Below are 12,784 nucleotides of genomic sequence, written 5' to 3' on the forward strand. Positions count from 1 at the left end.
TTCTAATCTGTTACAACACTCGGCATAATCGCACTTGCTTTGACTTAGTTGCGGCTTGACCGCATTTTCTAATCTGTTACAACCGACGGTGCTACCGCAAGTTTTGGCGATATGTTGCGGCTTGACCGCATTTTCTAATCTGTTACAACTCCGCGAAAAGCGGGCATTAAGTCAATTTTGTTGCGGCTTGACCGCATTTTCTAATCTGTTACAACCGTGGGTGGTGCGGCATTACTCGCCATGAAGTTGCGGCTTGACCGCATTTCCTAATCTGTTACAACTGCATTCGTATGTTTGCCAGCCGAGATTCCGGTTGCGGCTTGACCGCATTTCCTAATCTGTTACAACCCCAACCAATGATGCCTGCTACCGCAACAGGTTGCGGCTTGACCGCATTTTCTAATCTGTTACGACTACAGTGTCGCGTGGCGTGTCCTTGACGCTGTTGCGGCTTGACCGCATTTTCTAATCTGTTACAACAGCATCTCCGCTGCTAAGTCAGGAAAAGATAGTTGCGGCTTGACCGCATTTTCTAATCTGTTACAACCCTGATACAGAGGAACCAACCGGAGAAATTGTTGCGGCTTGACCGCATTTTCTAATCTGTTACAACTGTTTTGGGCAGCCGGATTTCGGCTCATGAGTTGCGGCTTGACCGCATTTTCTAATCTGTTACAACGACGCGAGCGGATGGCCGCGCCACTTTGGAGTTGCGGCTTGACCGCATTTTCTAATCTGTTACAACTGAGCGAGCAACAAACTAACGTAGCGTTGGGTTGCGGCTTGACCGCATTTTCTAATCTGTTACAACAGCATCTCCGCTGCTAAGTCAGGAAAAGATAGTTGCGGCTTGACCGCATTTTCTAATCTGTTACAACCGCAACGAACGATTTGGACTGGTCGGACGTGTTGCGGCTTGACCGCATTTTCTAATCTGTTACAACCGATGTCCACTTAACCCTTTGTTTTATAAGGTTTAAGTGGACATTTTTTTAAAAAAAATGCTGTTTTTCATTAAAATAACACCGGTAATTTTCGATTTTTTTTGACGTGTCTTCCACGTTTTCTCTAAAAATCTAACAAGATTTTCACATAAGCGCACGATCAATTTGCTTGTCCCTTAAGGCAAAAAAATATCGAAATTTCATCGTTTGGGCAAGGTAGTTGCGATCTTCCTAAAACAGGATAAGCCGGCATGTTCGGGCTTTTTTTTTGAAAGACCTCAAGCAATTTTGCCCCCACGGTTTTCGATTTTTTAGGAAAGCTTTCGGTTGATAATATACTGGTGAATGCGTCGTGCTACTTAACAAGAAGTCCGCTTTGATAAAGCGGGCTTTAAGACAGCGAGTTAAACCGGTTTGGCACATCCGTTTTTCTTTTGCCAATTTTTTAGCGTGGCTAAAGCCGAACACGCCTGTCCCACTCGGCCAGTTTCATCCAATTGGCTCGATTGAAGCGGCCTCATCAGGCCTTTTTTATAAAAGGCCTGATTGTTCAGCCAAGCTTTTGAGGCCTGCCAGTTCAAACGAGCTTTTCAGGCCTCATTATTGAAGCGGGCTTGCTCAGGCGCATTTGCTCAACTGGCCGATCCATTTTTCGCGGTCGAGGACATAATTGTCGGCGATAACCAGACCGGAAACCAGCGAGTTTTGTTCGGATGTTCCGATATATTCAAAGCCCTGTTTTTCGATAACGCGGCGGGAAGCTTTATTGGCTGCGAAATTCGAGACATAGAGCGCATCAATATCGGTTGCACGGAAAGCGGCATCAATCAGGCTGCCAACCGCTTCAGTTGCATAGCCTTTATTCCAATAGGGTTTGCCAATCCAGTAACGCATGCTCAAGCCTTCGCCCTCTTCGCGGTCCTTGATATGACAGGCGCCGATAAATGCGCCATCCTCGGCTTTGGTAATGGCATAGGCGCAATAGCCCATCTCGCCCGCCACCGAACGAAGAATGTATTCTGCTGCATGTTTTCGTGTGAATGGAAAAGGCACAGATTGAAGCATGGCAGATACATTCCGGTTGTTGGCGAGATCGGCAATGGCGTCCATGTCTTCTACATTGGGTGCGCGTAAAACAAGCCTTTCAGTTACCAGAACCGGGCAATCCAAGGTTCTGGGCGGCCTCTTTCTTATTTCTTCTAATAATTCAGTGCTCATAGTTACCTCCTGGAGCAATAGAAAAAGGGAAGGATGGTGTCCCATCTTTCCCTTTAATTTGCTTTGGAAGCTAACCGGGGTCCAACGGGACGCCGGTTTTATTTAAGAGCTCCGGCTTACTCTGCTGCCTCCGCCATCGGAATCACCGACACATAGGAGCGGTCATTCGCTTTGACGCAGAAAGATACTTTGCCCGCTTTAAGGGCAAATAATGTATGGTCTTTACCCATGCCGACATTTTCGCCAGGGTGCCATTGTGTGCCGCGTTGCCGGATAATGATGTTACCCGGAATAACTGCTTCACCACCAAATTTTTTAACGCCTAGGCGTTTTGATTCTGAATCGCGACCGTTACGCGAGGAACCACCAGCTTTTTTGTGTGCCATGGTTGTTCTCCTTTAATCTCTCTTACTTTTCCGACTTTTTAGCGGCTGCCTTTTTCGGCGCTGCTTTTTTTTCGGTTGTTTCTGTTTTGGCTTTCTTTGCAGCCGGTTTTTCAGCCTTTGGTGCTGCCTCTTTGGCGGCTACCGGTTTTGCTGCTTTTTCAGCCGGCTTTGTTGCAGCCTTGGAAGGCTTTGCACCACCTGTAAGAATTTCGGAAATGCGAATTGTGGTGAATTCCTGACGATGACCACGGATGCGCTTCGAATTCTGGCGACGGCGCTTTTTGAAAGCAATAACTTTGCGTGCACGTGCCTGTTCAACAACCTCTGCTGTTACCAACGCATCGGCAACCACAGGAGTTCCGATTGTTGCTGTTTCACCTTCGCCAACAACGAGAACCTGATTGAACTCCACAATATCGCCGGCATTGCCAGCGACCTTTTCAACTTTCACAAGTTGGCTGGGGGAAACACGGTATTGTTTACCACCCGTCTTGATGACTGCGAACATTTTTTACCCTTTCGTTCCATCCGGATCTTGTCCAACACTTCAAAGCGATGAGACAGCCCGTCTTTTTATCAGTCGTTAAAATTATCAGTCTTTTAAAATTTGCCAGCCCTAAAAACCGACCGGCATAATTTTAAACAAGTGCAGATACATTTTTTCACATAAATGTAGACACACTACGCCTTTCACCGATTTATGCAGAAGTTTTCTTCACTTGTCAATCGACCAGCTTTAAAAAACCGGAAAGCTTTTTGTGAATTAACCGGCAATCATGGCGAAAAACCGGAAGCTCTCTAAAACAAATAATTTTTTGTCGGGCAAACAGCAATGAACTGGAAAAACTCTGATGCGTTTTAAAAAACGCGGCCCGAGCCCCGCGCAAAAATGAACAAAACAAAGTTGAAATGGTGAGCGGAATTTTCCAAAAATTAAAAAAAGGGGCTTGTGTCAAAGCCAATTGCCAGCTATTTAGCCGCTAACGCGCTCGGATGTTTGTTTAACAAACAAAGTTCGCCTTTTATGGAGAGGTGGCTGAGTGGTTGAAAGCACCGCACTCGAAATGCGGCATAGGGGCAACTCTATCGGGGGTTCAAATCCCTCCCTCTCCGCCATGATTTTGCTTTTCTTTGAAACGACTTCTTTAGTTATGCGCCCGTTCGGAATGGCCGCGCTTGACCGCTTGTTCCAATCTGATAGACTATTAGCTGTTAGTTTATTGACACTTTTAGTTGCGGCTTGACCGCATTTTTTAATCTGTTGTGTTCAGGCTGCAATATTGGCTTTCTTGACCATGCTTGCAGCCTGATCGCATTTTATAGGCTGATATAACCGGATGAAAGCGTAAGCGTTAAAGTTCCGTGTTGCGGCTTGACCGCATTTTCTAATCTGTTACAACATACTGTTTTGGGCATCATGGGTGGCTGGTGTTGCGGCTTGACCGCATTTTCTAATCTGTTACAATGCTTGCCCACAAAAATCTACAGACAAAAGTGTTGCGGCTTGACCGCATTTTCTAATCTGTTACAACCCCACCCGTTTTCTATGCATGGTACGTTTGGTTGCGGCTTGACCGCATTTTCTAATCTGTTACAACACAAATTCTACGTTCAAACGATTTCGTATGGTTGCGGCTTGACCGCATTTTCTAATCTGTTACAACGGCTGGCAACTGTATTGCCGTAGCTCTGATTAGTTGCGGCTTGACCGCATTTTCTAATCTGTTACAACTCATCTGCTCGGCAAGGCATGATCGAATTTGTTGCGGCTTGACCGCATTTTCTAATCTGTTACAACCGATGTCCACTTAACCCTTTGTTTTATAAGGTTTAAGTGGATATTTTTTTTAAAAAAAATGCTGTTTTTCATTAAAATAACACCAGTTGGGCGGGATTTTTTTGACGTTTCCTACGTGCTTGATCGGAAAATCTTACGATATTTTCATATTGCTTGTCGGTAAATTGGAAAATATAGATGTTCCCTCGTTCAGGCAAGGAGGATTCGATCTTCCTGACATAAGATTCGAATTGTTCTTTTCCATTACAGAAACGCAGATAATTCGAGAACTGGCTCATCTCGAAGCCAATATCCAACAAAAATTGTCTGAATTTCGTTGCGTCGTGGCGCTGTTTTCTTGTCTCTACCGGTAAGTCGAAAGTAACTCATATCCACATTAATCGATACCCGCTTAAATGTTTAGGACCCGATGTTGCACGCTCAAGATAGGCTGTCATAATTGTCATTTTCTCCCCATGCGTCATCAATTTGGACCGGATCGTTTTCCAAAGAAAAAATTGAACGTTCATCGGGTAAAGCCAACTTGACCTTTCCCGTTTCAAAACTTTCCGCAACCGAATGTACAAAGTATTGAACTTGCTGGCTGACAGGCGACGTTCCCACATGACTTTTCAAATCAAGTGTTGAAAGTGAAGCAAGATAAGTTTTTACCTCGGCATCAACTTTTGTTTTTCCTTTAACTAAGCAGGCGGAAGACCAGGCGATCAACAAAAGGACGATAAGGTTCCATCAAATCATCAGCAAGCGCGAAGGCATTGGCACGATGTGAATGAAAAACGCCCAATGTTGGATGACCGCACAAATGGCGCGTGAAACAAGTGCACGTAGAACGATGTAACCATAATTTAAAAGGCTGTTGACACCTCCTTGTGCTATGTCACGCTTGAAGGCGGTTCCGAATAATGCTTTCCAATATTTGCGGGCGGCCTGTGCTTCCTTATTTTCCGGGTCACCGCTACGCACCTGACGGGCAATGGAGACAAAAGCCGCACCCTCTTTGCCACAAGCTTTGAGCACCGCGCCTTGTAGCCTGATTTTACAACGAACGATTTCTGCCCAAATCTGTTTTTGTATCGGCTTTGGTGCCGAAGCCTGCGCTTTCATCCGCACAGCTTGAACAGAATGGCCTTCTACCGGCCAAACGATAGCAACCGGACGGTGGTTATTTCCACATAAAACGATTGGAATAGAGCGTTCGGACAATTCGATAAAGACGTGATTTGTTGAGCTCAAACCATAAGAATGAGTAATTAAGGCTCCAATATCATCAAGCGCAACCCGCCCCACTTCCGCTTCTCGACCGGAAATGGTTAAAAAACCTCTTTTTATGGCAAGGTGCTTTTTATGGCAAGGTGTAAGCCATCAGCAGGTATGTCAACTATTCTTTCCATGAAAAGAGCATGCCGCAAAACGGCATGTTCTCAACAGTTTTTTATAAACAGGGTTAATTTCCTATGACCTTGCCTGTTTGGACTCTCTGTCCTGCGCACCGGGGTCGAAAACGCGCCCCATTTCATCCACACGAATTTGCCGGAATTGCATTTTTTTCAACCCTGATGCTTTTCTGGAGGTCAATTTAAAGGGGTCATTTTTGTCTGAATCCCTACCCGATACATCCGCTTCATTATGGGGAGCAAAAAATATCTGGCCGTTTTGACCGAATTTGACAATGCGGGCAATCACATGTCCTTTTTCCGGATCATTATAAGCGACCATATCATTTTGTTGCAGGCTCAACACCTTTCGTGCTGTCGGGTTATTTTTATGGAATTGCGAACTCCATTTTGGTTGGTGCGCGTCAAACGTTGAAATAACTTCGCTATTCCATTTGCCATCCAATGTTTCCCAAACATCATAGCGATAGTTTGAATTACCCTTATAAGCTTTATAAGCTTTTCCATTTTTGTCTTTTATTTCAATGACATGAAGTGAATCAAGTACTCTGACATGGCGGATACCCTTATAAAGCTTATGGTCACGCGCGAAACTAACTAGCACTTTCTGAAATTCTTTCTTTTTCTGCGCTTTCGTCATTTTACCGAAATCTGGCGGCAAACTCTGTTTCGCTGCACTATCAAGCTCGGCTCGTAAATTCTTGTCACGAATTTTTGGAATATCTGTACTTTCAAGCGACAAGAAATTCTCTCTCGTGACAACAATTTTTTTGCCCTCGTCGTCCGTTTCACCGGTTAAGCCTAAAGCTGTTGCATCATGCAATTGTCCGGCGGTTTTACCCTTGCCTTGAGCGTAACCGGCACGGCTTATTGTGCCATGATCCTGCTTATGGCTGATGATGATTTTGTCGACAACGTCTTTCGCGTCGTTCCTGAAATTCTCCCACGGCAAAATTTCGGAAACTGCCTTTTTGACAAAATTCTCGAAATCTTCGCCCTCGAACCTTCCGGCAGCCGTTGCAATACGTTTTAAAAGCGAGCGCGTTGTGACGCCGATCACCATGGCATCAATGGCATGATGGCGGTGATCCTTACGGTTTTTAGGATGATTTGCGTTTTCATCACCTTCAGCTGCAAGCAGAGAATTTAACCCCCAATTGCGACGAAGAAGTTCTGTGAGTTTGCCGGGAATTGCCCATACATGTTGAACTTTTTTGAACTCGCCATCCTCGTTCGCCTCTTCCCCCGGATAAAGGCTATCAAAATATTCGCGGGCAAGCTTTGCCAGATATTGGGTATCGGTCAATTGACGGGCGAGAAAGTCCCGATTTTCTTCGGCTTTCTTCATTGCACCGCGTGTAAAACGCCATTGCTTGTTTTTTGGCAATTTTTTAGCCCGCTCGATAAGTTCGTCATAACGGCCTTGCCATTCTGACACTTCATCCGGTGCGCGATTGCGTTTCACTCTGTTTTCTTCGCGCAAACAGAGAATTTTATTGGCGTTACTATCATCAAGCGTGCGTGAAAAAGGCAAGATATGATCGATTTCCACTTCGCCGGAAAACAGCATCGGCTCGGTTATCCGTGTTCCTGAATAGATGGACTTTCTATCGTTCGGGTCATCCCCGAGTTCTTCCCAAAGTTTCAGTAATAGCCGGTTATAACCATTGTCTCTTTTGCCAATTTCCTCAAGCTTTTCGGAACGTTTTATAGCCGCATCAGTGTTATTCTTGATCGTTTTATTAACTTTACGTTTTTGCTCTTGCGACAAGGGTAGATCGCGTGCAAGTTCAACCACAATTTGCCACGGCTTGCCATAAGCCTTGATGAGCCGGTTGGTGAGGCGACGAAGCTGATTGAGCCCGATATGAACTGTGGGATTGGTGAGCCTGCCCTTATAAATGTCATAAATATCATTCTTGTCGCCGGTTCCCGGAACAATATGGCGTTCCAGAACCTCCTGATAGCGTGGCAACTCGTCCAATCCCTTCCAATTGCGATTTGCCAATGAATGATCGAAACCGCTACGATCGGCCGCTTCGGCTTCGCTAATCACATCCTTCTTCATTTGTTCCAGAATTCTGGATGTTGCTGTAATGCCAAAACGCCCATAACCGTCAGGCAGATTGGCATTGATGATTTCAGCCCGCTGTTCATCCGACAGTTTCGGGAATTTGCCCTTCAACCATTCTTCGAGTTTATCGGGATTTTCTTCATTATTGAGTTGGTCAATAACTTCGCACTGTTGCTTTATTGAAAATTTGGCCCAATCACCCCCGAAAAGCTCCGGTTTTGAAAAGACCGAATAGACTTCGTCGCCGGTTAACTGTTTTCGATTTTCGGTTTCTTTATTGAAACGCCCGCCTGTCGGAATTTTCAACGCTTTGCGAAGTGCCGCAAATGTTTTTGTTTTGGCCGGACGCATCAATGTGATGAGCGTGTCGCGCTCTTCCATGGTCAATTTGCGTTGCGACAGATCGGGAAGGACAATCGCCAATTCATTGATTTCTTTATAAAGGCGGAATTGTTGAAAAAGCGGGTCGTCTTTGGCAAGCCTTGTTTCGCCTTCAACCAAAGTGCACAAGCCCACCTTCTGTTCTTTAAGCGGGCGCTGGAAGAACATGACATGGAACAATTCTTCTTCCCGCTCTTTTGTTAAAACATCGGGATAATATTCTGCCTGCGCTTGCCAGATTTTGCGGAACTCGTCTTCAAGCATGGAACGTTCGGGATAAAAGGCGTAAGCCTTATCCGTTAACGCTTCGGAATTGGCGCGAAGGCGCACAACATGCCCCTCATCCCGCCGTTTGGCAAGATAAGCGCCCAAAGTCGGTGCGTGGCTTTGGTGCATCAAGCCTGACAATTCTTCAATACCGACAGCAATTTTGCCTTTTTCATTGCTTTTACGGTCGGCTTTACGGTTGGATTTGAAGCCGCGCCTTTGCCCGATATGGAAAAGTGCACGCGCCACATAAGCCAAGGGCAATTTTTCTTCAAGTGCTCGCGCTCTTAACGAATAGGGGTCGGTCTTTTTATCTGTAGAACCGGAGGATTTGTCATTTGTTTCAAGAAGTATTTTATCACGTGCGGCTTTATCTTCAGGCAGAAGACCATAGCCTATCAATTTATCCAATGTTCTTTTCCTGCGACGGAGATAGCGGTCGCGCATGCGGGAAGCCGAACGAACGTTACGCCGCCTTACCGCTAACGGGTCACCACTTTGCGGATCCCGACCGTCGCTGAAAATACGTGCACCGGCATTGAGAATTTTTACCGCTTCCTGCTTGTTATTTAATTGAAAAACCGCCCAGCCGATAGAATTGGTGCCAATATCGAAAGAAAAACGAACATTGGAATAATTTTCTGCAGTCATAACTGCTCCCCTCACGCAAAATCGTTGAAAAATTTAAACAAGAGGAAAAAATAAGCAAGAATAAAAAACTATTGACAACTGGTTATTTTCATATAATTTAATGTTCACAGATTAGAAAATGCGGTCTGGCTGTTAACAAGCTAGATATGCACCAAATAAGACAGCTCCTGCGGGAGCTGTTTTTTATTGTACTTTCATTTATTTTCTCGGATTTATCCTCGCACGGGTTTCGTGGTTGTTTACGTATTATTTATTTAGCGGACTTGTCATCATTCCGGCCACTTTGTGCTTGGTGGCAGCGAAATTTGTGCATGGTGGAAAAGAAAAAAGATGCGATTTTTTAAAAGCATAATGCGTTTTTGATTTTAACTGACGCAACCGTTGGGAAATATCCGGCTTGTTTTTGCGTTTTTCCTGTCAAAAAAACGCGTAATGATTAGTTGTGAAATTAACGACATTCTTTCGAGTGGAACGACAATTTTTTAAAGCCGGAGCTTGAAGGCGATTAGCACATGAAAAATTCAACCGACATGTCTATTGCGACAATCCGTTTTTTGCGGGCCAAAATATATTGTTTGATGCTGTTTTTCATTGTCGTTCTGTTATTGAGTTTGTCTATATCAAAACCGGAGGCGATAGCCGGTGACGATTTTTCCGATTACACATTGGACAAGGTAGTGGTTTTAATGCGCCATGGCGTGCGCCCGCAAAACGACACCGCAAAACTCGATAAAGCAACCGGCCGGAATTGGCCGCAATGGTTAGTTCCCGACGGCAATTTGAGCGGTCATGGCTATGCGGGAATTGTTGACCAATCCCGCTATATGTTGCAACACTGGAAAAGCGAAGGCCTTGCACTCTCCGCCCCTTGCCCGAAAAAAAATGAAGTCTTCATTTGGGCAAGCCCGATCGAGCGAACTGTTGCAACAGCGCAAGCTTTAACCGACGGCATGTTTGCCGGATGCGGTATAACGCCAAGCCATTTGCCGCTTCAAAAAAAAGACCCGCTTTTTCAATCTGTGGAAATGGGGTTAGCGCGACCGGACCCGAAAAAGGTTGACAATGAAGTGATGAAAGCTATGGGCGGTTCGCCTGAAAAAGCCGCACAAAAATATGCCGATGATGTGGAGTGGTTGCGCCAAACCGTGTGTGGCAAAAACCCGAAAGACTGCCAATTTTTGGATGAACAATGGGGTTTCAAAAAAACAAAATCCGGAAAATACAAATTGACCGGCCCTGTCTCTTCTGCCAGTGCAATTTCGGAAACAATCCGCTTGCAATATAGTGAGGGATTACCCCTTCAAGACGTGGCATTCGGACACGTAAAAAATGCGGGCGATGTGTTGAAGCTCATGAGCCTCCATGCGGCAAAATATGATCTTCTCGACAATACAATGGAAATTGCAAGAACCGGCGGCAATATTTTAATGCATGAAATAACCGAGAGCCTCCTTGCCGATAAAACGTCGGGCACCGAACAGAACTTTCCAGAACTTGCCGCCCCCCTTGTTATATTTGTCGGCCATGACACCAATATTTCACAAATCAAAACCATATTGGATTTTCATTGGAAACTTGCTTCCTATCCGGCAGATGATATTCCCCCCGGTGGTATGCTGATATTCAAGCGTTATAAAAATAACAAAACCGGCCGCTTGGCCGTGCAATTGTCATTTGCTGCGCGAACACTTGATGAATGGCGGTTTTTAACGCCGCTTTCAGAGAAAAACCCGATTGCCCGCGAAATTTATACCAATCCGGAATGCAGTTTATCCGGAAAAGACGAAAACCGCAGAAGGGACGAGAAAGGGGATAAAACGCCGGAAAAAGCAAGGGGTGTTAAAGCACCGGAAAAACAGGAGAGCGCTCAACCAATGGACAAAAACGAAAGCGCGAAAACTAACGATGTTGAACTTGGAAGTCTTTGTGATCTTGAAACTTTTGTGAGCCTCTATCGCGATAAACTTGACAATATTCCCGATAATCTTCCGCTATTCAAATGAGGCTTTATTGGTTTGAAGATGGTTTTACAATTTTTTTAAAGAGTCATTGCACGTTTGGCAAAAAGAAGCGGATTTTGCTCACGGTCATTTTGGTTGCGAGTTCTTGAAAATCAGGCAAGCTACAAACAATCGCAAAACAGTTGACAGTGTTTGAAAGACTTTTGCAGTGCAATTTTCCAGTGGTTTTTCCGGAAAGATTTTGCCCCCCAATCAAAAAGATTGGATTGTTCTGACTAACGTTTCCCGCTTTCAAAATTGGCGGGGTTGGCAGAATTGCGGGTTCTTGAAAATTCCGAACTATTGATCGCTCTTTTTTGCACGGGCTTTTCGCGGCTGTTTTTTATGATAGAGCAGATTTTTAAGGGCAGAGCGTGCAGCAACAACATCAATATTTGCCTTGATCACTTCTTCAAGCTTGCTTCCTTCCGAATAATTTGCCGGTAAAACACATTGGACACGGCCATCATCAATATATTTCAATGCCGTTTCGTGTGCGCCATTTTTATTGGCTTTATAAACCGCAATAGAAAGCCCGCCCTGATCTTTGACAAGGCGAAAACAGGGAACATCTGTTGTTCCGTCGCCAATATAGACCATATTTTCAAAGGGTACGGGACGGTCTGCCTTGTTCACATATTGATTGACCTTGACATCGTCGCTCAGATCGAACGCGCCTTTGTTGATGCGAAAAAGATATTGTGTTTTGGTTGTGTAATTGACGGCCAAGGCTGGAGAAAAAGCAACACCATTTGCGTCGAACAAGAATTTGGATGCGTAAATTTCAGTAAACTCTTTTGCGATCGCTGTTCCGGCAATAATTTCATAATTCCCTGAAGAAAGCAGGTAATGTTTGACATCCACACCTTTTGATTTTCCGTAAATGTTGATGCGTTGAAACCAGCTTTCCACGCCATTGAACAATTTGACTGCTTCGCCCAGTTTCTTGAAATCTTCACGCCGTACCGGAACTTCGGCGGCATCAGCTTTGCGGAGCATCCGGCTCATATAGATGAGCACATTATCGCCCTGATTTTCCTTTGCCAGTTGATTGACCTCTTTCCAGAAGTCTTTCGGTTTCATACCGATATTGGGCAAAAACTGCGCTTCCTGCATGTTACCGTCGGCCAATGTGCCATCAAAGTCATAGGCGATTGCCATTTCCGGTTTGCTATTTGTCATCAATTTTGCCTTTCAGATTGCCTTTATGGCTAGCGTTTCGAGAGCTTTTTCAAAAGCCCGCCACGGTGCGCGCCAATTAATAAAATCTCTCACCGGAAAAAAAGCAAGTAAAGGCAATGGATTTATTGCACGTCTTTATCGAACAGCGTTTCCACAATTCAAGATTATAAAATCAACAGCGTTGTCACCGCTCAAGATAAAGACCGGATATTTTCAATGCCGGTCGCAAACTTTCGCGTCCCATTTTTAAAAAACAAAATGAATTGGGGGGAGCGCGTGTTTTTGACTTACTAAATGAAAGTTTTAAAACTTTTTTCTGATAAGCTGTTCTACTTGATTAGCGCCGAAATGCCAGATTTCATTGTGGCCAATTGAAAGCAAGTTTAAAGGGGGCAAGGGCAATGAGCGTCGCACCGGCGAGGCGTTTTTTCCCAACAAAGCTGTTCCGGTTTTGTGGCCTCGCGCTCCAAGAAAAATTTTTTAAAACTC

The 12,784-nt window shown here is 44.9% G+C and carries 7 protein-coding genes, 1 tRNA gene, 2 pseudogenes and 2 CRISPR repeat arrays; of the genes and pseudogenes, 2 read left to right on the forward strand and 8 right to left on the reverse strand.

The genetic code is table 11. The features are described 5' to 3' along the window. The first annotated feature begins 47 nt into the window (after window positions 1–47). Window positions 48–944: direct repeats of the CRISPR family, unit length 36 nt; unit sequence GTTGCGGCTTGACCGCATTTTCTAATCTGTTACAAC. A gap of 618 nt (window positions 945–1,562) precedes the next feature. The 3 genes from H3S83_RS09625 to rplU form a co-directional block, all read right to left on the reverse strand. Further along, the gene (locus H3S83_RS09625) at window positions 1,563–2,162 is read right to left on the reverse strand and encodes a GNAT family N-acetyltransferase (RefSeq protein ID WP_246741743.1); all 600 of its coding nucleotides are present in this window, start codon (window positions 2,160–2,162) and stop codon (window positions 1,563–1,565) included. A gap of 116 nt (window positions 2,163–2,278) precedes the next feature. After that, window positions 2,279–2,548 (reverse strand): 50S ribosomal protein L27, encoded by a 270-nt coding sequence (gene rpmA, locus H3S83_RS09630; protein WP_075868982.1) that lies wholly within the window; start codon window positions 2,546–2,548, stop codon window positions 2,279–2,281. Between the two features lie 22 nt (window positions 2,549–2,570). Beyond that, entirely contained in the window at window positions 2,571–3,056 is a 486-nt protein-coding gene (rplU, locus tag H3S83_RS09635) for a 50S ribosomal protein L21 (protein WP_075868983.1), read from the reverse strand. 518 nt (window positions 3,057–3,574) lie between these two features. On the opposite strand from rplU, the gene H3S83_RS09640 reads away from it, so the two are divergent. After that, window positions 3,575–3,664, forward strand: a tRNA-Ser gene (locus tag H3S83_RS09640). 182 nt (window positions 3,665–3,846) lie between these two features. After that, window positions 3,847–4,346: direct repeats of the CRISPR family, unit length 36 nt; unit sequence GTTGCGGCTTGACCGCATTTTCTAATCTGTTACAAC. A 71-nt stretch (window positions 4,347–4,417) separates the two neighbouring features. Here H3S83_RS09640 and cas2 read toward each other — a convergent pair. From cas2 to cas9, 4 genes and pseudogenes are all read right to left on the reverse strand, one after another. Then, window positions 4,418–4,699, reverse strand: a pseudogene (gene cas2, locus H3S83_RS09645) (CRISPR-associated endonuclease Cas2); the annotation flags it as partial. A gap of 323 nt (window positions 4,700–5,022) precedes the next feature. Then, window positions 5,023–5,148 carry a CRISPR-associated endonuclease Cas1 gene (locus tag H3S83_RS11600; RefSeq protein WP_370541350.1) on the reverse strand — a complete coding sequence of 42 codons (126 nt, stop codon included), beginning with the start codon at window positions 5,146–5,148 and terminating at the stop codon, window positions 5,023–5,025. A 53-nt stretch (window positions 5,149–5,201) separates the two neighbouring features. Then, a pseudogene (locus H3S83_RS09650) lies at window positions 5,202–5,633 on the reverse strand (CRISPR-associated endonuclease Cas1); the annotation flags it as partial. A 165-nt stretch (window positions 5,634–5,798) separates the two neighbouring features. Continuing rightward, complete coding sequence (gene cas9, locus H3S83_RS09655) at window positions 5,799–9,113, reverse strand: type II CRISPR RNA-guided endonuclease Cas9 (RefSeq protein ID WP_210327923.1); 3,315 nt, start codon at window positions 9,111–9,113, stop codon at window positions 5,799–5,801. 512 nt (window positions 9,114–9,625) lie between these two features. On the opposite strand from cas9, the gene H3S83_RS09660 reads away from it, so the two are divergent. After that, window positions 9,626–11,116 carry a histidine-type phosphatase gene (locus H3S83_RS09660; protein ID WP_198239548.1) on the forward strand — a complete coding sequence of 497 codons (1,491 nt, stop codon included), beginning with the start codon at window positions 9,626–9,628 and terminating at the stop codon, window positions 11,114–11,116. 297 nt (window positions 11,117–11,413) lie between these two features. On the opposite strand, the gene H3S83_RS09665 is transcribed toward H3S83_RS09660, so the two are convergent. Beyond that, window positions 11,414–12,295, reverse strand: coding sequence for an HAD family hydrolase (locus tag H3S83_RS09665; RefSeq protein WP_198239549.1), 882 nt, complete (start codon window positions 12,293–12,295; stop codon window positions 11,414–11,416). Window positions 12,296–12,784: the final 489 nt, after the last annotated feature.

This window comes from Bartonella sp. W8122 (assembly GCF_016102485.1).
Taxonomy (GTDB): Bacteria; Pseudomonadota; Alphaproteobacteria; order Rhizobiales; family Rhizobiaceae; genus Bartonella; species Bartonella apihabitans.

What these genes read in the sequence shown, in the direction of transcription:
- H3S83_RS09625 (WP_246741743.1), bottom strand. Translation starts at nt 2,162, where the DNA reads ATGAGCACTGAATTATTAGAAGAAATAAGAAAGAGGCCGCCCAGAACC.
- rpmA (WP_075868982.1), bottom strand. Translation starts at nt 2,548, where the DNA reads ATGGCACACAAAAAAGCTGGTGGTTCCTCGCGTAACGGTCGCGATTCA.
- rplU (WP_075868983.1), bottom strand. Translation starts at nt 3,056, where the DNA reads ATGTTCGCAGTCATCAAGACGGGTGGTAAACAATACCGTGTTTCCCCC.
- cas9 (WP_210327923.1), bottom strand. Translation starts at nt 9,113, where the DNA reads ATGACTGCAGAAAATTATTCCAATGTTCGTTTTTCTTTCGATATTGGC.
- H3S83_RS09660 (WP_198239548.1), top strand. Translation starts at nt 9,626, where the DNA reads ATGAAAAATTCAACCGACATGTCTATTGCGACAATCCGTTTTTTGCGG.
- H3S83_RS09665 (WP_198239549.1), bottom strand. Translation starts at nt 12,295, where the DNA reads ATGACAAATAGCAAACCGGAAATGGCAATCGCCTATGACTTTGATGGC.